This window comes from Persicitalea jodogahamensis (assembly GCF_014651615.1).
Taxonomy (GTDB): domain Bacteria; phylum Bacteroidota; class Bacteroidia; order Cytophagales; family Spirosomataceae; genus Persicitalea; species Persicitalea jodogahamensis.
The window spans coordinates 833,904-855,450 of sequence record NZ_BMXF01000001.1 but is presented as its reverse complement, the minus strand read 5'-3'; the positions used below and the strand labels follow the sequence as shown (position 1 = coordinate 855,450).

The following is a 21,547-nucleotide window of genomic DNA, read 5'->3' as shown; positions in this document are numbered from 1 at the left end:
TATGGAAAAAAGAATTACTAAAAACTACGGCAACGGCGAGGTAACGGTGGTGTGGCAGCCACACAAATGCATCCATTCTGCCATTTGTTTTCGCGGTCTCCCATCGGTCTTCGACCCGCAAAAAAGGCCTTGGGTCAACATTCAGGGTGCCGACACCGACACAATTATTAACCAGGTGGAGAAATGTCCATCCGGGGCGTTGAGTTACCGGATGGACCGCGTCCAGGGTCGGAACGGACACCCGGAGACGACAGTGAGTGAGCCAATCGTCATTGAGGTACAACCTAATGGTCCACTCTTGCTTCGCGGAGAAGTTTTGGTGAAGGATTCTTTGGGTAAAGAAGAAAGAAAGGAGAATGTGACGGCCTTCTGCCGCTGTGGTTATTCAAAAAATAAACCTTATTGCGATGGTAGTCATGCCCGCGAAGAGTGGAAAAGTTGACAACATCCGGCCAGACAGCAATACTGACAAACAAGAACGGCCTCCCATATGGGAAGCCGTTCTTGTTTGAAAATCGAATGGTAAACTACCTACCCAAAGCGATCCTTTTGTCTGAGAGCAGTGAATTGCTCTCATTCTCCACCGAATAAAGTGCATCAGCCCGCCGGGCCTTTCGCTGCACAATCCTGACCTCCCAGGCGCTCACCAACCGGGTAGTGGGTTCGTATCGGTACAACACATCGCCTTTTTTGAGTTGCGATACCGTTTTCGGTCCATCGGGGGTATCAACGCAAAGCGTAGCGTGACCTTCCAGCAATTGGGCGGGAACCAGTGGCGAGTATTCACGCATTGATTTGGTTTGCTCGACCGGGCGCAGGTATAAGGCGGTTAGCCAGTCGGCTTTACCCTTGGTTCGTTTTGCCTTCTGCACCCGGTTTACAGCGACATCCTCCCCCGCACTTGCGGTAGCTGATTTTTGAGCCCGTACACCTGAGATTGTCCCTGCTGCGAATAAAAAAAAGAATGCGAGCGATTTGCTCATAAGTAAGGGGTTTTGGATCATGCCTCGGAGGGCGAATGCTTGAAGGCAGCCTTGGTGACCAGGTTGGGAATGATCCCCAAAGACGTAAGTATGGCGGCCGCAATGAGGATTGTTGACAAATGCGTGAATAGCACGCCAGTGGATAGGATTCCCAGAATGAGCATTGTAGAGAAGGGCAGCGAGAAGGCCAGGATCAGCACCGCCAACTCTACGTCGAAAGTACGGCGCTCCTTGGACATCCCCTTCGATTCTTCCCGGAGGTTGAAAACCGAAATGTGAGCGAAAGGCCAGAAACTAGCCGAACTCAGTGGCACTACCACTGCCAAAAGTACCATCGTTGTGTCGCCAATGTTAAACAGGGATATAAGCGCCGCACTAAAAAACAGCGAGATTCCTGCCCGGAAGAGCAGCATGGTCATTACCAGTCGCTTGCGCCCTTCTTTTAATTGAACAGCCAGGCTAATAAAAATAAGTACGAGGGGCGTCATCATGGCGCTGGTTTTGTCAAAGAGATCAGCGACAACAGGAGGCAGCGTGGCATAGCTAACACCAAGACTGAGTAACACGATCGCCAAAACCAGCAGAATATTAATTGGCTCCTTGACAAGACTGAGCAACAAATCCTTGATTTTCCCCTTCATGTCCGTCGATTCGTTGACGCTGTTTTTCAGGAACATATTCATCGCGATAATGTACAGGAAAATCAGCACGAAAAATTTGTTTCCCACGTCGGCCATCGCAGCTTTGGCTAGTCCTTGTTCTCCCAAAAATTCGGCGATAAACGGGAAAGCTGACAATCCGGGAGCGAGTGAAGGCAAAAGCATCATCAGCGTGCGTCCGGTGGAGCTATCCTTCTCGACACCGAAAAAATTAAACACCAGCGGAGAGGAATAGTAGACAAAAAAGTTGAAGGCCAGGGCGGCAATCGGAATAAAGAAAAGTGACGCTTCCACGTGGATTTTCATCATGGCGATGAAAATCGTTGCGGGCAGGGCTACCGAAAGAATGATTTCTTTGATCCCGTTCAGTTGTTCTTTATTCTTGAATTTGCCCCGGATGATAAGACCGAGAACAATCAGCAAAATCAGGGTAACTGTTTTTTGTAAGGCGTCGCTCATGGTGGTAGGATAGGAAAATTAGATGGCCAAACGGGCAAAAAAAAGACTCTTTGATGTCTTGAAGTATCGTACAGGAGACATCAAATCCATCAAAGAGCCGGAAAAATAAAATTAGCTAATGTCCTGCAGCGCGCTGACGAACATCTTCATTTCGTCCATCGTGCCGATACTCACGCGGCAGTAGGTTTGATCTTTAATATCGAATGAGCGCACCATGACACCCTTTTCACCCATTTTTTTGAGATACTCCTTACCATCCATGCTGATAGGGAACATCACGAAATTGGTATAGGAAGGAATGTACTTATAACCCATTTTGTCGAGGCTGGCGAACAGGTACTGCTTTGCCTCGTGATTCAGTTTGCGGGTGTTGTCCTGGAAGTTTTTATCATCCATAGCCGCAGAAGCCGCTGCGATAGACGTATAGGCGATGCCCATTCCACCCCGTGTGATGTCCTGGATCTGGTCGAGGAAGGAAGTCTGAGCGGCGATGTAGCCGATACGAAGACCCGCCATGCCCATGATCTTGGAGAAAGTACGGGCAATGATGACATTCTTGTTTTGCTGCAACAGGCCCACCATACTCTTGGTATCGGCTCCCACGGCCAGTTCGATGTATGCCTCATCGATGAAGATGGGTACTTTCTCGGACACACGCGAGCAGAAATCTTCCAATTCTTTGCCTGGCGTGATCATGGCCACGGGGTTGTTGGGATTACAGATATAGACAAGCTTCGTGTCTTTATCGATTGCCGCCTCCATGGCTTTCAGGTTGTGCGACCAGTCGTCGTTGCAGGGAACGGCTTTCCAGGTTCCTCCTACCGACTTAGCCACATTCATCAGCGACATATAGGAAGGGTCTGCCGACACAACGTTACCACCGTCTTTGAAGAGAACGATTGCCACTTTTTCCAACAAATCAGACGACCCGGGGCCCATCATGATGTTCTCGGGCTTCACGCCTTCCTTCTTGGCGATTTTACCAATCAAGTCGTAAAGTTCGCGCCACGCGTACCGGTTGCCGCCGTTCACTGATTCTTTTACAGCTTCCATCGCAGCAGCGGGAGGTCCGTAGGGGTTCTCGTTGGCGTTCAGCTTGGCGATCATCTTTGAGGCGTCCAGTTTCTCAAAGGATTGTCCGTTCAGAAAGTGCTCACGCAGCAGCGGGCTGCGGTAGATCCGGTTGGAGCGGTCGAGATAGAGCGGCGCATTGGCAAATGCGCCGGCCTTCAGGTGAGGAGCAACGGCCATTCCACCTAAAGTAAGAAGACCCGATTTCAACAAGCTGCGGCGGTCGATGTTTTGTGACATGGGATAAAGCAGGATTATAAAGGTTGATTTTGTGTAAAGGTTGAAAACAGCGTTATTCTTTTGTAAGAACGAAATTAGACAATTTTTTTAAGAACAGAACATATTGACTATTAGGAAATTATTCCGCATAGTTAAAGATTTGTAAAATATTCTAATTTAAACTACCCTAACTCCAATTTTGGACATGCAGTACGATAAAACGGGCGGGACCAATCAATTAGCCCCGCCCGCCGTAGTTAATCTTACTTTGCCTGCACCTGAGATAACCGTGTAAATGCGATCCCCTTGTAGTTTCCCGACCACGAAATCTTGACCACGGTACCCGCCTTGGGCGATGCAACCCCAAGTTCGGCCCAGGTCTTTTCGAGCGAAACAACGCCTTGTGCATTTGAAGTGACTTCACCCAGTGAAGCGCCGTTGCGTAGGGTGATTTTCATCGGAATATTTGCCACCGGGATGGAGTCTATCCCGATGTTCTTGTCAAGGATTCCGCTCTTGTCCAGTTCCAGCAACCGGGCCGTTAGCATTACCTTACCGCTGGTCGCATAAGAAACCGTGGGCTCGCTCGAGAGCGGTGCTCCAAAGGAAGCTCCAACGATGTCCACCAGCACGGGGGCCACCACCCGATCCACAAAAGGATCGTCTACTTTGCAGGCAGCAAAAGAAACCGCCACTAATAGTACCAGGGAATATGAAAGGATCTTTTTCATGAATTATGAGATGTTAGATAATCACTATGAGATTGATAACAGTGGACTGGTGTTACCGACAGGGCAAAGGGGCTGACAGGTTTCACGGCCCCGCCCTGTTCATTGTCCACTCCTTCTAGTTTTCTGCCCACCAGAGTTTTGTCTTCATGTCGTTGGTTCCGCCAATCAGGCCGACGGCAGCTTCCACGTTGGTCTGGTTGAGCGAGTACTCCGAGTTGGGGTACGGAAAACGGGTTGGCATGATACCATCGTTGTCCAGTACAGCGCGGCTGTCGAAAGCGGGGAACTTGGGAAAACCCGTGCGGCGCTTCTCGATCCAGGCTTCGATGCCCTGACCAAAGAGGGCAATCCACTTCTGCTCAAGTACCTTTTCGCGGGTTACAGCCCCGACTTTGGTAAAGTAATCGCCCGGAACAGTCAGGCCATATTGTGTAAAAGAAGCCGTAACCCCTTTTTCGAAATACGCTTTGGCATCGCCGGTGATGTCGCCGTCCAGCGCGGCTTCGGCCAGAATAAGATTGAGTTCCGAGTAAGTCATGATAACCTCGGGGGCGTCGACTTTTACGAAGTAGCTGCCGATGGTGGAGCTGGTCGCCAGATAGCTGGTTGCGATCGCATCGGGCAAGCCATTGGAGTGGCCCTGGTACTTGCCGTCCTTGTTAGGGTTGGCATACACCGTAATGCGCGAATCGCCCAGTGCATTCAGCTTATCAGCCAGTGTCGAGCTGATGTTCCAGTCGGTTCGTCCATCCTGCACCATCACCTGATTCCACTCGTTGTTACTGGGCAACACGGAGGTAGTTTGCAGCGCGGCGTTGTCGGCATTGCTGGTGAAGATGGGGTACTTGGTCGCATCACCCAGGATTTCGGCCATGATTGCCTTCGACTCGGCTGGTTTCTTGGCCGCCTGGCGGTTGGCCAGCCGTAGCCGCAACGAATTCGCAAATTTCTTCCATTTCAGAATATTGCCAGCGTACAGGATGTCACCCGCAATAGCCGGGCCGGAAACCGAAAGCTTTTCGTTGGCGATTTTCAGGTCGTTCAAAAGCCCGGCGTACACTTTTTCCATAGGATCGTAGGCGGGCTTGTAAATAGGCGTTTCAGAAGTACCTGCCAAAGCCTCGGTGTAGGGAATGGGACCGTACATATCCGTGAGCAGCGAGAACACCCATGAACGCATCACCAGGGCCACACCTTCGTAGTTGGCGTTGGGCTGGGTGCCGTTGGGGCCTGCCTGGATGATGATACGCTGGAAATTCAGGAGCGCATCGTTGTAAAAGCTCTTCCAGTTGTTGGCCACCAAGGCGGGCGACACGCTAAAATTGTCTCCTTCGTTGGAATAGATATTCCTCGTGAAGTGCTGCACGTACAGCTCGGCGGCGTCAATGTTTAGCCGCTCGAAACGGGCACGTCCTCCCCAGTAGCGGTCGACGGAAGACTCGATCCCCGAAGGCAACAGATACTGCGCCCCGATCTGCGTCGGGCTGTTGGGGTTGGTATTCAGTTCGTCGAAGTCTTTGGTGCAGCTGGTAATGCTCAGCGCTCCTACCAAAGCCAGGGAGGCAAAAGTTTTTATATTGATATATTTTTTCATAATCAGGTTGTTAGCTTTCAGCTAAATAAATACTGCTTTGAAAAATCGTTTCTTGAATTGTTGAAAGCAGCCGACTGCTGACTGGGGTGTCCCGTGACGGCAGCCGGCCGATAGCCAATCAGAATGAGAGCGACAGATTCACACCCAAGCTGCGGGAGCTGGGAAGTTCGCCATAACCGAAGCCCTGAGCATTGCCCCCCTTGGAGTCGAATTCGGGATCGACGTGCGGGGTGTTCTTAAAGATCATCCACACATTACGGCCTACCAGCGACAGCTTGGCCGATTGCAGGTGCAGTTTCTGAATCACTGACAATGGAATGTTATAGCCCAGTGACACCTCGCGCAGTTTCACATAGCTGGCGTCGAAAATAGCCGCTTCGTGGTAGTTGCGGGGGTTGTTGTAGGCATACAATTGGTTGGCCGTCACGATAATGTCATTAGGAACGTAAGACTTGGACCCATCTGCGGCAGTTATTTGACGTACTCCCTTACCAATGACCCCTTCCTCACGGCCAAGGGCCGTTTCGGCGTATTGGCCCGTCCAGCGGCCTGTGCCTGTGCCTTCGTCGTAGATGTCACCACCCATGCGCACATCAACCAGCGCCGTCAGCGTGAATCCTTTAAAGTTGAAAGTGTTCAGCATCCCCCCCGTAAACTTGGGCTGGATGTTCCCGATGATCTGTTGCGTGGTTTGTCTGAGGGGCAAGCCATTGTCGCCGTAAACGATCTGCCCATCGGGCGAGCGCTCCCAGGCATTGCCGTATAGTGTGCCATAGGGCTGGCCCACCCGCGCTTCGGAAGTCATACCTCGCTGAGAAGCCAGGATATAGGTGTCGAGTCCTTCGGCCAGTGCCACAACTTTGTTGCGGTTGCGGGCGTAGTTCAGCGAAACATCCCAGCTAAATCCGTTGTCGAGCTTTAAGGGAGTTCCCGAAAGGGTCAGCTCGATGCCTTTGTTGGTGATTTCACCCGCGTTAAGCAGCCGGGTATTGTATCCGCTGGCTTTGGAAATCTCCACGCCCAAAATCTGGTTGCGGGTAGTTTGCTCGTAGTAAGTGGCATCCAGACCGACTTTCCCGCGGAAAAAGCGCAGATCGGCACCGAATTCCAGCCCCGTCGTAATTTCGGGTTTCAGCGTAGAGTTGGCGATCTGAACGCTCTCGTTGAATTTGGGCAGTGAGCCGTCCCATGAACCGTTCGACTCGAATATTTGCGCCAGGCGGTAAGGATCAGCGTCGTTACCTACCTGGGCCAGACTGGCCCGCACCTTGGCGAATGTCAGGATGTCACTCTTGATGTTCAGAAGATCCGAAACCACTGCGCTCACCGAGGCCGATGGATAAAAATACGAGCGGGCACTGCTGGGCAGGGTACTCGACCAGTCGTTGCGGGCGGTGAGGTCAAGGAACAACATGTCGCGCCAGCCGAAGTTGGCAGCAGCAAACAGGCTTTGTACCTCCGATTTCCTGATTTCGCTCTCGATCACGTTGCGGCTGGGCACTGAGTTACCAGCGTTATAAATTCCATCTACCACCAGAGCACCTACATTGAAATAGTTGCGCTTGTACGAATTGATGCGGTCGATACCTCCGAACTGGACGGTCGTGGTGAAGTCAGGCGTAATATCCTTATTGAAGGTAAAAATGAAATCGTGGTTGGTTTCCTGACTGGTCAGCACGGTTTCGCTATACGTACCGGGGGTGGTGTTGCCATTGCGGGTGCGCTCGAAGTTACCCACGTTGATGCGGGTGTCAGTGTAAGAGTCTGTACCGGTCCGCACCATCAGGCTTAGTGAAGGCAGGATTTTGTAGTTCAGAGCTATGTTACCCAGCAGGCGGTTTTTATCATTGCCGTTGGGCAGGTTTTTCTCGATGTAGTACGGATTCGTAAAGTACGTATGCTGCCAGTTGGGGGGATCGCTATCGGGGGTTTTACCAGCCACGGCCCGTTGAATGTGCACATCCTCGTACTGCTCGTAATCGCGTAGCTGCGCCCAGGACACACTACGGTGCGACCAGATAAATTGCTGGCCTGATGTATAGCTACGGTTGCGGGCACCTGTGTTGATGTACTCGCCCGCCATCGTGATAGTCAGGTTTTTGGCCAGATTATAGCCAGAATTAACCCGGAAATTGGTACGGTGGTAATCATTGTAATACATTATGCCCTTCTGATCAACCCGGCCCATCGACAGGCGGAAGAACCCCTTGTCGTTGCCACCAGAAAGCGCGATACTGTTGTTGACCGTAGAGCCCGTGTTCCAGTATTCCTCCCAGTTGTTGGGCTGCGGTTTCAGCGGGGCCACATCGGTTCCCGTCCACCACTGCCGCACCAGGCGACCGTCCATCGGCGCACCCCAGCTTTCGTCCGTACCGGCCGAACCGGCCAACGGATAGCGTGCATCATACACGGCACGGTACTGCTGAATCTGGTCAGGATCGGTGATTGAGCCGCTCCAGCCATCATTATACCAGGTGCGGTAGCCATTTCCACCGCCATAAGTATTCTGGAAATCGGGCTTAATCCAGGGACGCTCCACGGTAACGTTTGAGTTGAAAGAAATACCGAGACCTTTTGTTCCCTGACCGTTTTTGGTGGTAACCAGGATAACGCCGTTAGCCGCACGTGAGCCGTAAAGTGCCGCTGCGTTGGGGCCTTTCAGTACCGACATCTCTTTGATATCGTCAGGATTGATTTCCGAAATCCCCCCACCGAATTGCTTGCTGGCACTTTGGTCCATGGGTACTCCATCAATAACGATCAGCGGCTGGTTATTACCCGAAACGGACGAGGAGCCACGAATCTGGATCGTGGAGCCGCTACCCGGTCCGCCGTTCGACTGAATGCGAACGCCTGCGATTTTTCCCGACAATCCGTTCACTACGTTGGTAGAGCGCGATTCGGTCAGGCTGCTGCCCTTTACTTCCTGCACACTATAGCCCAGCGCTTTCTTCTCACGCTCAATACCAAAAGCCGTCACAACTACCTCGGCCAATTGGCGGGTGTCCGTGGATAGCTGAATCTCAAAAGTGGTCTGATTACCAATGGGAATTTCCTTGGGCAGAAACCCAACGAACGAGACGACCAGCACACCGTCGCCCGGTACTTTTATAGTAAATTTACCGTCAGCGTCGGCATTGGCCCCAATGTTGGTACCCTTATAAATCAGGGAAGCACCTGGCAGGCCCTGTCCATCTTCGGTGGCGGTGATTTTGCCAGTCAGTGTCCGGCTCTGAGCAAAGCTCAGTGTTGAACACAGGCACACCGCGAAGAGCAATAGTACAGTTTTCCTCATCTGCGTTTTATTAGGTTAAAAAATTGGTGAATAAATAAAACTGATGGCTGTGGTGGCTCGGGCCGATCGTGGGCCGCACACACGGGCGACTGAACCCCACAACCATCAGTTAATCAAAATGATACTCTATTATAAATCAGAATTTTATTGCTTCTCAAAATAAATTGAACGATGGTATTCCTGACCGAAAAGACCGGAGTTGAAGGATCCTGCGCATCAGGTTTTCTTATAAAAAATCACAAAAATCCTCCCTCCCCGGATAAATCAAGTTTACCCGGGTAACTAAACAGTCTGCCTGTAACTGAAACTTCGCGGCTTACTCAGATCGATCGCTGCCGGCAGCTAATTTTTAAAAATCAGCCCGTACGATCCCTCTCCGATTTTGCCCGACATTGTTTCGAGTGCGGCTGGAAACAATGCCCTGTATTGAAAGACCTTTTTATTTAAATGACTTGTCAAAAGTATCGCCAAATGACCTTTCTACCAAATTATTTAATATAAAAAATTTAAGATCGAAGAATAAAAAATAGGCGATAGTTAAAATTGACCATACAAGTTGTACTTATCTAATATTAACTAAAAAATAAACTACCGAAAGCCACCAGCCGTAGTGAATTTATTTTTAGGCTGATTTATAGAGGTTTTCATCAGCTTAAAAACCCTTTCTTAAAATAAGCTAAAAAAAATACGTTATCATGACAGGAATAAATTCCACAGTACGACTTTTGTAAACTTGAAAAAGCGAGAGTCGCTGAAATTAATCGAATGATTTGCTGACTATTCAGGTTAAATCGTAGTACTTTTTCCCTTTACTGGGGAGCGCGTTACGCAAACCACGCCCAGAGCTCGATCCTCGAAAAATCATATCATCAAAAGCCAGACATGAAAATCATTTATGTAGTATTTGGAATCGGAATAGCTTCGCTGCTTACGTCCTGGCTCGGGCTTTTTGAGAAGCAGGTAGACTATAATACCGATGTCAAGCCGATCCTTAACAAAAATTGTATGGCCTGCCACGGCGGGGTCAAAAAGGCAGGGAACGTCAGCTTTCTATTTGAAGAGGAAATGCTGGAACCAGGAAAATCAGGCAAGCGGCCTGTGGTGCGCGGCGACGCCGACGCCAGCGAGATGATCCGCCGAATCCTGACTGACGACCCCGACGAGCGGATGCCCAAGAAGGGGCCTGGTCTTACGGATGATGAGGTAAGTACTTTGAAGAAATGGATCAATCAAGGTGCCAAGTGGGGCAATCACTGGTCGTACGAGCGAGTGGAACGCCCCGAAGTACCTTCCAGCGGAGGTTTCTGGTCATGGCTGGGATTGGGAGAGGAGCATGCCAACTGGCCCAAGAACGACATCGACCATTTCGTTTTGAATAAATTAAAGGACAAAGATCTCAGCCCTGCCCCCGAGGCTGACCGGGCTACGCTCATCCGGCGGGTAAGCCTGGACCTGACGGGCTTACCACCGACGCAAAAAGAAGCCGAGGCTTTCATGAGCGACAAGTCCGATAACGCTTACGAGAAAGTGGTGGATCGCCTATTGGCTTCCCCGGCCTACGGTGAGCGCTGGGCTGCGGTGTGGATGGATCTGGCGCGTTACGCCGATACCAAGGGCTACGAACGCGACCCCGGCCGCAGCATCTGGCGGTATCGCGATTACGTCATCAGGGCTTTTAATCAGGATAAACCATTCAGTGAATTCACGGTAGAACAGCTGGCAGGCGACCTGATGCCCCCCGGCCCCGATGGACTCCCCTCTGAGGAGCAGATGGTTGCTACGGGCTTCCACCGTAACACTATGACCAACGATGAGGGCGGCACAGTCGACGAGGAGTTCCGGGTGGCGGCGCAGATTGATCGCGTCAATACTACCTGGGAAGTATGGCAGGGCACCACATTCGGCTGCGTGCAGTGCCACAGCCATCCCTACGACCCCATACCGCACGACGACTACTATAAGTACATGGCCTATTTCAACAATACCCGCGACGAGGACGTGACCAGTGAAACACCCACGCTACGTTTTTATGAAGGCCAGGATTCAGCCCGGGTTGAGCGTGTAAAAGCTTGGGTAAAAAAACATGATCCCGGACTAGCCAGGCAGGTCACACAATTCATCCGAATCATGGAGCCAAAGATCAACTCTCACGACTTTGATGAGTACGTCAACTCCGCTTTGCTGGATGCCAAGTACTATGGTGGCAGGCACGAAGGGTCCGCCCGCATCAAGGATATACCGCTCACCGGCAAAAACCGTCTGGTGATGAATGTCAGCACGGGCGCTGAATCGGCGGTCATGACGTTGCGCCTTGACTCGCTGCGTGGTACCCAACTGGCCAGAGTTCAGGTTCCAAGACAGGACACAGTACTGTTCATTCCACTCCCGGAAATAAAAGGGAAGCACTCGATTTACATGACGTTTGACAGTCCTAAAAATCCTGACAAATGGATCCAGATCAGATGGGTGGCATTCCAGGAAGCGCTGCCGGGGGCTGATCTGCCGGATTATCAATCGGTGATGGGTGACTATGCCCGTCTGTTGCGGAGCCGCACTGAAAGTACCCCCATTCTATGGGAGGGCAAAGACAACCTGGCCCGAAAAACGCACGTTTTCGAGCGTGGCAATTGGCTGGTACACGGCAAAGAGGTGAAGCCCGCCGTACCCGCTGCGTTTGGTAAGATGCCCAAAGGCAAGCAACCCGCCAACCGTCTGGAACTTGCCCGCTGGCTTGTGAGCCGCGATAATCCATTGACGGCCCGCGTGATGGTTAATCGCCTGTGGGAGCAGTTGTTCGGTTTGGGAATTGTTGAAACTGTGGAGGATTTTGGTTCGCAAGGTAGCGAACCCACCCACCGCCAATTGCTCGACTGGCTCGCTGTGGCCTATATGGAGGACTATGGCTGGAGTACCAAAAAACTCCTGAAAGAAATGGTGATGTCGTCCACCTACCGCCAAAGTTCCGAAACCGATAAGGAAAAACAGGAGAAAGACCCTTACAATTATTTCTTGGCCCGCGGCCCGCGCGTTCGCTTAAGCGCCGAGCAAGTGCGCGACCAGGCACTGGCGGTCAGCGGTCTTTTGGCCGACAAAATGTACGGCCCAAGCGTGATGCCACCGCAGCCGGAGGGCATCTGGCTATCGCCTTACGACGGCAGTAAGTGGAAGGAGAGTGAAGGCGAAGATCGCTACCGACGCGGCCTCTATACCTATTGGAAACGCACAGCCCCCTATCCTTCGATGACGACTTTCGACGCACCGAGCCGGGAGTTTTGCCAGTCACGACGCATCCGTACCAACACACCGCTGCAAGCCCTCGTGACCATGAACGATCCGGTATACCTCGAATCGGCCCAACGACTGGCCGAGTACATGCAAAGCAAGGGCAAAACTCCTCAGCAACAGTTGCAGGAGGGCTACCGCAAGCTGATGTACCACCCGATCAAGCCCAAAAGCCTGAGCGTGATGCTGACCGTCTATGACAAAGCCCTGCGTGAGTATCGGCAGAAACCAAACGAAATCGACAGCCTGCTCACCTATGGCGAACGTCGCAAGTCGCCCGAGCTTGCCGCGCTTACGGTATCGGCGAACGTGCTGTTGAATCTGGATGAAGTGGTGACGAAAGAGTGATTCTCCCTATTGCACTTCCGGAGTCACCCGGTCGATGGGTAAAAGCAAATCCGTAGCTGGCTGGTTGAACATTTTGGTTCTACTGCAAGTGCACGAAATTGCTGATTTCGCGCATTCAAGTTCGTCTATCCATATAGCCCCTCACGAAGCCTGAGTGAACATTTATAGTCACTTTGGAGCTTTTTCTAAGTCATATACAGGGGTGAATCCTTAAAAGGCTGCTTCTGCGTCTTCCTTATTTTGCGCAAACGGTTTGTCTGGTCTAAAAATGCTTTTGTACTTTTGACCAACACACAAAATACGGCACGGGATGATGAGCAAGCGCGTAGTAACCAGTATATTGCTGTTGTTTTTTTGGGAAATCGGCACTGTATTTAGTCAAAATTACGCTGGCTATTGGCTGGGAGTCACCTACCCTTCCGACCCTAACAGCGCCATCTTCAACTATTTTGGAAACTTCACTCAATCAGGCAGTACGCTGGGCGGCACGGCTCAAACGGCCAATCCCCTCGTAGCATTCGGCGGATTGGCTTACGTGAAAGGCACGGTTACGGCAACTACCGTAAAATTTAAGGAATCGGAAAGCAACGGCTCGCTCAATACCCCACTCACTTGCTACTGGTCGCTGGATTTGAAATATGATCCGACAGAGGAGAGTTTAAAAGGTACTTACACCAATATCCAGAACCCACCCTTCTGCGACGAAGAAGGCGGCGGCAAAGTGGAACTCTACCGAATCGTGCTGAAATCGGGCAACAAGTACTGCAAGGGTCAACCCATCAACCTGACCGTTACAGGCAAGGATATCCGCTGGTACGATTCCGCCAACAAAACCCGAATGGTAGCACGGGGAAATCAGTTTAGTCCTCCCATTACGCAGACTACAACCTATTATATCACCCAAACGCTCTACGACACGGAAAGTCCGGCGATTCCCGTCAAGATCGAGATTGTGGACGTAGTTATTACCGATATAAAATCCGAGAACACATCTTGTGGTCAGGCCAATGGACAATTAACGGTGCTGGCAACGGGTTCGGACGATTTACAATATTCACTGGATGGCAAAAATTATCAATTCAGTAATGTATTCAACAAGCTTAACGGCGGTGAGTTTGCCGTATCGGTGAAGGACGCCACCGGATGCACCGCTACCCGGAAAGCTTCATTGACTCAGTCTGAGGCAACCAAGATCACTACCGTGCTGGCCTTGCCCACTACCTGCGGTAAAGAGGATGGCGGCATCACAATTGCGACCACAGCCAGCAGCGCTCAATTCAGCATAGATGGCAATAGATTTCAGCCGGGATCTGCTTTCCGCAATTTAGCGGCGGGCAACTACGCTGTCACGGTGCGCGATACGCTGGGCTGCACCGATACCAGGACGGTAACCGTTGCGGCCAGCAGCGGCCCCAACCTCGACGCCATCGAACTCACCCCCGTTTCCTGCGGTGTGGCCGACGGGCGAGTTGCCATTCGGGCCAGTGGCAACAACCTGCAGTACGCCATAAATGCCGGTGGCTACGGAGCAGGAAACACTTTCGAAAATCTGCTTGTGGGCGACTACGAAGTAGCGATCAGGGACGCAAAAAACTGTGTTGTCTTGCGCAAAGTGACGGTACGCTCCGACTGCGCGAACACGATCTTCGTCCCCACGAGTTTCTCGCCCAATGGGGACGGACAGAACGACGAGCTCACAGTGCATTTTCCTTTTCCGTCTCTGCAATTCTCATCGCTTCGAGTGTACAACCGCTGGGGCATCGCAGTGCACGGCAACCGGAATCTCACTCTGAGCAGCGGGGATATCATTTGGGACGGAAAAACCGACGAGCAAACGCCAGTGGCAGAAAACTACTTCGTGGTAGTGGCAGAAGTGAAGTTCGAAGACGGTACTTCGCACACTTTTCGAAAAGAAGTCATGGTGCTGCGGTAGGCGCGAACAATCCCCCGCCCGGCTGGTTTATGGAGTAAAATACCACGCAACTTGACTCCACCATGCCTACGAAAAAAATTGCTGTCTTCTGGCACCGCCGCGATATGCGGCTGAACGATAATGCGGGACTTTACCACGCTCTCAAATCCGATTTTCCCGTCCTGCCGCTTTTTATTTTTGACAAAACCATCCTTGACGAGCTTGACGACAAGCGCGACCGCCGCGTGGAATTCATCATGCGCGCCGTGGAGGAAATGAAAGAAAAGCTGGAAAAAGAAGACTCTTCATTGTTGGTGAAGTATGGCGTGCCTTTGAAGGTCTGGAAAGAAATTGTCGGCGAATATGATGTCGCGGAGGTTTACACCAACCACGATTACGAACCCTATGCCAAAAAACGCGACGGTAAAGTGGCTGAATTCTTAGAGAAAAAGGATATCCCCTTTCATACCTACAAGGACCAGGTCATTTTTGAAAAAGAGGAAATACTGACCAATAAGGGAACACCCTATACCGTCTTCTCGCCTTACAGCAAATCATGGCAGGAGAAACTTCACGGTTCCAAGGAGAAGAATTTCTACGTAAAGCCTTACCCAACGGAAAAGTATTTCAAGAATTTGTTCAAAACAAAAAAACTACCCATTCTCACCCTGGAAGAAATGGGCTTTGAGCGGATGCCAGACGAGGAGTTTCCCCCAAAAAAAGTCCGCGACGAGAAGCTGGAAAAGTACGATGAACTACGGGATTATCCGGCGGCACCCGGCACTTCGCGGTTGAGTATTCACCTGCGTTTCGGTACGATCAGCATTCGCGAACTGGCCCAACAGGCGATGAAGGAAAGCAAAACCTTCCTCAGTGAGTTAATCTGGCGCGACTTTTACCAGCAAATCCTCTGGAATTTTCCACATGTGGGTGAGGGCAAGGCTTTCCGGTCCGAATACGACCGCATCAAATGGCGCAACAATGAAGAGGAGTTTAAAAAGTGGTGTGATGGCATGACAGGGTACCCTATCGTAGATGCCGGGATGCGACAGCTCAACGCTACGGGCTATATGCATAATCGGCTGCGGATGATTACGGCTAGTTTTCTTGTTAAAGATTTGCTGATCGATTGGCGCTGGGGCGAAGCTTATTTTGACAAAAAACTTCAAGACTACGATCTCGCAGCCAACAACGGTGGCTGGCAGTGGGCGGCGGGTTCTGGTACTGATGCCGCGCCATATTTCCGCATCTTCAACCCTACAACCCAGGCCAAAAAGTTCGACCCGCAAAACAAGTTCATTAAAGAATGGATCCCCGAAATCAACGAACTAGACTACCCCGACCCCATTGTGGATCATAAAGAAGCGCGCGAAAGGTGCCTGAAAGCTTATAAGGATGCACTGAACGGATAACGGTCAAGGTCAAAATTTCTTCTACGGTGGCTACCAGCGCCGTACTTTTTTAAATGTATGTCCCCTATTACCGTTGACTTTTGACCTTCCGCCTTTGCCCCTCACCGTCTTTGTTAACGATTGTTAATCCCGCCGTCCTCCCTTAAACGGCGGATGGAGCGTGTTCTCTAAATCCCGATTGCGAAAAAGCAATTCTTGATTTACTGACAAAATCTTCACGCTACAAAATTACAATCGACATGAAAACGAATCGCTCGCTCCTGCTATCTCTTGTTCTCCTGCTGGCTGCTGCCGGCTCCACCATGGCCCAATGGTCGGTGGGCGTGCGTGGCGGTGGCTACGCCGGCACCATCACCCGGCCCGATCTTGTCACCAACTTTACGCCTGATTTCAAATGGTCGCCCGGTATCAGTGCGGCAGTATTTGCCGAGCGCGAATTCTCCAATGGCGTGGCCATCCGTCCTGAACTTGTCTATCAGCAAAAGGGATTTATGGTTCGGGAAGGCACCAGTATCAACGTCGGTAATTTTCCGGTTCGCCTCGGTGTGAAATCTGCCTACAAAGTCAGCTACGTGGAGGCCCCTGTACTGCTGAAGCTTTCTGCCGGCAACGAACTCGCCAAAGTCTATCTGATCGCCGGACCCTCGGTGGGTTATGCAATGGACGCGCAGTTGGTCACCCGCCCCCAGGCTATCATTGAGTTACGTCCCATCCGGACCAACATCCCCGTCAATACCTTGGGTTATAACCGTTTTGAGTTCAGTGGAATCGCCGGAGCTGGCCTGAGCCTGAAGGCCGGAGCCGGAGAAATCATGATTGAGGGCCGATATCAGCACGGCATCAGCCGCCTGATCGACGTTCCGGTGGTACGGGCTAATGTCCGTAATCAGGGCGCCAGTGTCTCACTGGGATATAAGTTCGCATTCTAAAGACCGGCAAATAGAGTCGTTGTAGTTTGGCATTCAGCCAAGCGTTGATTTAAATAATGCCTTCGGCCGATTGGGATACCCCAATCGGCTTTTTCTGGTTATCTTTCGTAACTTTCATCCAAAATATCCTGTCTTTCATGCGCCAATATTTTACGTTGATTGCGGTACTGCTGGCACTTCATCCGGCTTTATCTCAAAAAAGGAAAGCCGAACCGGCTGCGGCCTACTTTCCTGAGCGGCACGAATGGCAGCGAAAAACTCCGGCGGAAGCTGGGATGAGTACTGCCAAAGTGCAGGCATTGATCGCCTTCGCACGGGAGAACGAAACTAAAGCCCCGCGCAATATGGAGGTAGCGCAAGCACAAAGTTTCGGCAAGGAACCCTTTGGTGAAGGCGTCGGCCCCTTCGAGACACGCGGCGAACCGAGCGGCATCATTTTGCGACGCGGCTACCTGGTAGCCGAATGGGGGGAACCCAACCGCCCTGATATGACGCATAGTGTGACGAAAAGCTTTCTGTCCACCGTCGTAGGCTTAGCCGTCGATCGCGGGCTAATCCGCAGCGTACAGGATACGGTTGCAACCTACGTGCCGCCTATTGAATTGTATAATCCTGCCCAGATCAACCGCCCCGCTGAGCAGTTCGGGACGCCAGAATTGCTGCGGCCTTTCGACACTCCTCATAACCGTCGGCTAACCTGGGATGTGATGCTCCGGCAGACCAGCGACTGGGAAGGGACTCTCTGGGGTAAGCCGGAATGGGCCGACCGCCCCTCTGCGGATTCTAAAGACTGGCAGACCCGCCCCCGGAACGAACCCGGCAGTGTGTATGAATATAACGATGTGCGGGTGAATGCCCTGGCATTAGCAGCCACCAGTGTATGGCGGCGACCGTTGCCTCAGGTACTGCATGAATACATTATGAACCCTATCGGTGCGTCCAGCACTTGGCGCTGGGCGGGTTACCGCAGCTCCTGGATCGTACTGGACGGACAGGCTGTGCAGGTAGTCAGCGGGGGGGCCACTGGGGCGGAGGAATGTTCATCAACGCTTACGATATGGCCCGCTTCGGTTTACTCACAATGCACAAAGGGAAATGGAACGGCCAGCAGCTCATTTCGGAGAATTGGATCGCGCAGGCCACTACCCCCACCACGGTCCAGCCCACTTACGGCTACATGAATTTTTTCACAAACCCCGACCACCACTTTCTGCCAAGTGCGCCGGTTACAGCTTTCGTACATATCGGGAATGGTACGAATATGGTGTACGTAGATCCTGAACACGAACTGGTAATGGTGGTACGGTGGCTGGACAACAAAGCGATGGACGGCGTAGTGAAGCGTTTTTTGGATAGTCTGGACTGAGAAATCATGGCATTGAAAAAGATATTCCTTTCGTCTCCGCACCTGAGCGGCCACGAACTACCCTATGTACAGCAGGCTTTTGACTCCAACTGGATTGCACCCCTTGGACCAAACGTGGATGGCTTCGAGCAAGAACTATGTGCTTATGTCGGCACGGGCCACGCCGCTGCGCTGTCGTCCGGTACGGCGGCGATTCATCTGGCGCTGATCATGCTGGGCGTTACGGCAGGTGATGTTGTGCTATGCCAGTCATTTACGTTCGCCGCCTCGGCTAATCCAGTTATGTATCAGGGGGCCACGCCTGTCTTCATCGATAGCGAAACCGACACCTGGAACCTATGTCCTGAGGCATTGGAAACAGCATTAAAGTATTATGCAGACCTGGGCAGAAAACCGAAGGCTGTAATTGGTGTTCATCTCTACGGTATGCCTGCCAAACTAAAAGAAATTTTGGCGCTGTGCGAAAGTTTTAAGGTACCTTTTATCGAGGATGCCGCCGAGGCACTGGGCTCGACTTATTTCGGGCAAAAGGCGGGTGCATTCGGAGCCATGTCGGTGCTGTCGTTCAACGGCAACAAAATCATCACTACCTCAGGCGGAGGGGCCTTACTTTCGACAAACGGGGATTATGTAAAAAAGGCCAGATTCCTGGCTACCCAGGCCCGCGATCCGGCTCCACACTACCAGCACTCTGAGGTCGGCTACAACTACCGGATGAGCAATATCTGCGCAGGGATTGGCCGGGGTCAACTGGAAGTGATCGACGAACGTGTGGCGCAGCGGCGGGCCAATTTTCATTTTTATAAAGAAACACTCCACCCTCTGCCGGGTATTACCTTTCAACCCGAGCCGGAGGGGTACTTCTCCAACCGCTGGCTTACCTGCCTCACCATCGATCCACAACAATCAGGGGGAATCACGCGCGAGACCGTGCGGCTGGCCCTGGCGGAAGATGACATTGAATCCCGGCCGCTGTGGAAACCAATGCATATGCAGCCTCTCTTTGCCGACTCACCCTACTTTGGAGGTAACGTGGCCGAAAATCTGTTTAAGTCTGGCCTGTGTCTACCGTCAGGATCAAACCTGGAGCCTGCCGACTTGCAACGCATCACCACCAGAATTAAAAAATTATTCGTCTGAAAAACGAAAGCCCGAATCCGATTGATTCAGGCTTGGTGTGATATTGGAGATTTTCCTGCTGATTATCCATTTATTCAGAGCGTATTCAGCACGCTCTTCCCCAATGCAATCAGCTGTTCAGGGGTCCGGTAGCCGATTACTTTTCGTACGATTTTACCACTCGGCTCGATGAAAAATAAGGTGGGATACGCTTCCAGCGGAAACAGCCGCGACAGTTGTGGCCCCTCACCACGTTCCATATCGACTTTTACATTGATAAAGTTTTTGTTGAACAACTCGCCGACATCCGAACGGGTGAACACATTTTTTTGCAAAAGCTTGCATGGGCCACACCAGCTGGCATAAGCGTCGAGGAAAATGATTTTGTTTTCGGCTTTGGCTTTTTTGACAATAGCCGCCCAAGCCTCATCGGTGAACTGGATGCCCGATTCGGCGGTGGGTTTAGCAACATCCCCTGGACCGGCGGCCCATGTACTTGTGACTGCCAGGAGTACCCATATCAACGCCAACCCTGTTTTTCGCAAACCTCTCATGTAGTTTTTATGATTCGAATTTATAAAGACGCTTACATAACGCGTTGAAGCGCCCGTTTCGTTTCGCGACGCCCCTTTTTCCTTACCTTTGCATCCTAAAACCATCGCCGAAGCCATGATTATTCAACAAGCCGAGTATGTCGTCAGTAACGCGGATTACCGGGATTGCCCCGTTTCCGAATTACCAGAGTTCGCCTTCATCGGGCGGTCCAACGTGGGCAAGTCATCGCTCATTAACATGCTGACGCAGCGCAAAGCTCTGGCCAAAACCTCGGGAACCCCTGGCAAAACTCAGCTTATCAACCACTTCCTGATCAATAATGCCTGGTACCTTGTTGATTTGCCAGGCTATGGTTATGCCAAAATCGCAAAAACGGAACGCTTGAAGTGGGAAGGTATGATCTATGATTATTTGCGCTACCGCCCCAACTTGGTCTGCACTTTTGTGCTTGTGGATAGCCGTCACGACCCTCAGAAAATCGATCTTGAGTTTATGGAGCAGTTGGGCGAAGAAGGTGTACCGTTCCATATCGTGTTTACGAAGGCGGATAAAGTTAAGAAATCAGATCTCGATGGCCAAATAACCCGGTACAAGCAAAAATTGCTCGAAACCTGGGAAGAACTACCCATTTCCTTTCTGACGTCCTCTGAAAAAGGCGATGGTCGGGAGCCGCTCCTGGAAGCAATACAAACATACAGTGAGGCGTTTTCGTCGATGGATCGCAGCGCTGAATCGTGATGGAACCGGGAAGTAGAGGATCAGGATCATAACGGATTGGATATGATCCGGAAGTGGTTCTGGTTTTACAAATACATCTTACCGATTGCAATCAATATCAGTTCAGTAAGTCCCTTTGCGGCCAGGTAGATAGCAATTATCCAGTATCGATTGTCCACTTTCCACTGAATAATTTTACCTTTGCGGCGTTTTTGTACGGAAGCAATCAGTTATTTGTATTCAAAAGAATAAAATCCTAAATGGAAATATTAAAGGAAATAGCCAACGTGTCGGGCAAAGGTGGTCTGTACCGAATCCTGAAGCCTAGTCGGGCCGGTGTCATTGTAGAGAGCCTTGATGGAAAGGGCGAAAAAACCATGATTGGGGCCTCGGCCCGGGTATCGGTGTTGAAGGATGTATCTATCTTTACAGAAGGAGAGCAAGACTCGATTCCCCTGTCTGATGTCTTTCTGAAGATCAGAAAGAAGCACGGCGAGAAGGTGGACATCGATCTTAAACAGGCTTCTGATAAGAACTTGATAGAGTTTCTGGACGAAGTACTACCCGAATTCGACCGTGGCCGTGTGTATGTGTCCGATATCAAGAAGATTATTCAGTGGTATAACACCCTTTCGGCACATTTCCCCAATGATTTCGTAAAATCTCCTCCTAAAAAGAAAACGATCGTGGTTTCTACGGAGGGCAAGTCGTCCGATGAGAGCGAAGCTGACGATACATCCGAAGAGAGCGAGGCTCCTGATACGAAGTAATCCATTTGTCCTTTTGCCAGAAAGAAGGAATACCCCGCAACATTTGCGGGGTTTCTTCATTTTATCTCCCGAGAAACCAAACTAAAACCGTTTTTTTTAGTTTTTTTCATAAAAATTTGAACACAA

16 protein-coding genes and 1 pseudogene are annotated in these 21,547 nt (G+C 51.2%); 10 read left to right on the top strand and 7 right to left on the bottom strand.

What is annotated here, in order from left to right; all coding sequences use genetic code 11:
* The first annotated feature begins 1 nt into the window (after position 1).
* Positions 2-442, top strand: a complete 441-nt coding sequence (locus IE117_RS03505) for a (4Fe-4S)-binding protein (RefSeq protein ID WP_189562944.1) — start codon at positions 2-4, stop codon at positions 440-442.
* A gap of 85 nt (positions 443-527) precedes the next feature.
* On the opposite strand, the gene IE117_RS03500 is transcribed toward IE117_RS03505, so the two are convergent.
* The 6 genes from IE117_RS03500 to IE117_RS03475 form a co-directional block, all read right to left on the bottom strand.
* Positions 528-983, bottom strand: coding sequence for a hypothetical protein (locus IE117_RS03500; protein WP_189562943.1), 456 nt, complete (start codon positions 981-983; stop codon positions 528-530).
* Between the two features lie 17 nt (positions 984-1,000).
* Positions 1,001-2,101, bottom strand: a complete 1,101-nt coding sequence (locus tag IE117_RS03495; RefSeq protein ID WP_189562942.1) for an AEC family transporter — start codon at positions 2,099-2,101, stop codon at positions 1,001-1,003.
* A gap of 111 nt (positions 2,102-2,212) precedes the next feature.
* A complete protein-coding gene (locus IE117_RS03490; RefSeq protein ID WP_189562941.1) occupies positions 2,213-3,412 on the bottom strand; it encodes a pyridoxal phosphate-dependent aminotransferase in 1,200 nt (399 codons plus the stop codon).
* A gap of 242 nt (positions 3,413-3,654) precedes the next feature.
* The gene (locus IE117_RS03485; protein WP_189562940.1) at positions 3,655-4,122 is read right to left on the bottom strand and encodes a hypothetical protein; all 468 of its coding nucleotides are present in this window, start codon (positions 4,120-4,122) and stop codon (positions 3,655-3,657) included.
* 115 nt (positions 4,123-4,237) lie between these two features.
* On the bottom strand, positions 4,238-5,716 hold the full coding sequence (locus IE117_RS03480) for a SusD/RagB family nutrient-binding outer membrane lipoprotein (RefSeq protein ID WP_189562939.1): 1,479 nt from the start codon (positions 5,714-5,716) through the stop codon (positions 4,238-4,240).
* 118 nt (positions 5,717-5,834) lie between these two features.
* Positions 5,835-9,011, bottom strand: a complete 3,177-nt coding sequence (locus tag IE117_RS03475; RefSeq protein WP_189562938.1) for a SusC/RagA family TonB-linked outer membrane protein — start codon at positions 9,009-9,011, stop codon at positions 5,835-5,837.
* 882 nt (positions 9,012-9,893) lie between these two features.
* Here IE117_RS03475 and IE117_RS03470 point away from each other — a divergent pair.
* From IE117_RS03470 to IE117_RS03445, 7 genes and pseudogenes are all read left to right on the top strand, one after another.
* Positions 9,894-12,641 carry a DUF1553 domain-containing protein gene (locus IE117_RS03470; protein WP_189562937.1) on the top strand — a complete coding sequence of 916 codons (2,748 nt, stop codon included), beginning with the start codon at positions 9,894-9,896 and terminating at the stop codon, positions 12,639-12,641.
* Between the two features lie 310 nt (positions 12,642-12,951).
* On the top strand, positions 12,952-14,574 hold the full coding sequence (locus IE117_RS03465) for a T9SS type B sorting domain-containing protein (protein ID WP_189562936.1): 1,623 nt from the start codon (positions 12,952-12,954) through the stop codon (positions 14,572-14,574).
* A 62-nt stretch (positions 14,575-14,636) separates the two neighbouring features.
* Positions 14,637-15,965 carry a cryptochrome/photolyase family protein gene (locus IE117_RS03460; RefSeq protein WP_189562935.1) on the top strand — a complete coding sequence of 443 codons (1,329 nt, stop codon included), beginning with the start codon at positions 14,637-14,639 and terminating at the stop codon, positions 15,963-15,965.
* A 239-nt stretch (positions 15,966-16,204) separates the two neighbouring features.
* The gene (locus IE117_RS03455; RefSeq protein WP_189562934.1) at positions 16,205-16,894 is read left to right on the top strand and encodes a porin family protein; all 690 of its coding nucleotides are present in this window, start codon (positions 16,205-16,207) and stop codon (positions 16,892-16,894) included.
* Between the two features lie 56 nt (positions 16,895-16,950).
* Positions 16,951-17,784 (top strand): annotated as a pseudogene (locus IE117_RS03450) (hypothetical protein); the annotation flags it as partial.
* A gap of 146 nt (positions 17,785-17,930) precedes the next feature.
* Positions 17,931-18,260 (top strand): serine hydrolase domain-containing protein, encoded by a 330-nt coding sequence (locus tag IE117_RS26510; RefSeq protein WP_374757947.1) that lies wholly within the window; start codon positions 17,931-17,933, stop codon positions 18,258-18,260.
* Positions 18,261-18,266: 6 nt separating this feature from the next.
* On the top strand, positions 18,267-19,400 hold the full coding sequence (locus IE117_RS03445; protein WP_189562933.1) for a DegT/DnrJ/EryC1/StrS family aminotransferase: 1,134 nt from the start codon (positions 18,267-18,269) through the stop codon (positions 19,398-19,400).
* Between the two features lie 74 nt (positions 19,401-19,474).
* Here IE117_RS03445 and IE117_RS03440 read toward each other — a convergent pair whose 3' ends face one another.
* Positions 19,475-19,933 (bottom strand): thioredoxin family protein, encoded by a 459-nt coding sequence (locus IE117_RS03440; RefSeq protein WP_189562932.1) that lies wholly within the window; start codon positions 19,931-19,933, stop codon positions 19,475-19,477.
* 115 nt (positions 19,934-20,048) lie between these two features.
* On the opposite strand from IE117_RS03440, the gene yihA reads away from it, so the two are divergent.
* Entirely contained in the window at positions 20,049-20,672 is a 624-nt protein-coding gene (gene yihA / locus IE117_RS03435; RefSeq protein WP_189564216.1) for a ribosome biogenesis GTP-binding protein YihA/YsxC, read from the top strand.
* Between the two features lie 239 nt (positions 20,673-20,911).
* Positions 20,912-21,421: a DUF5606 family protein gene (locus tag IE117_RS03430; protein WP_189562931.1), complete on the top strand. Its 510-nt coding sequence runs from the start codon at positions 20,912-20,914 to the stop codon at positions 21,419-21,421.
* Positions 21,422-21,547 lie beyond the last annotated feature (126 nt).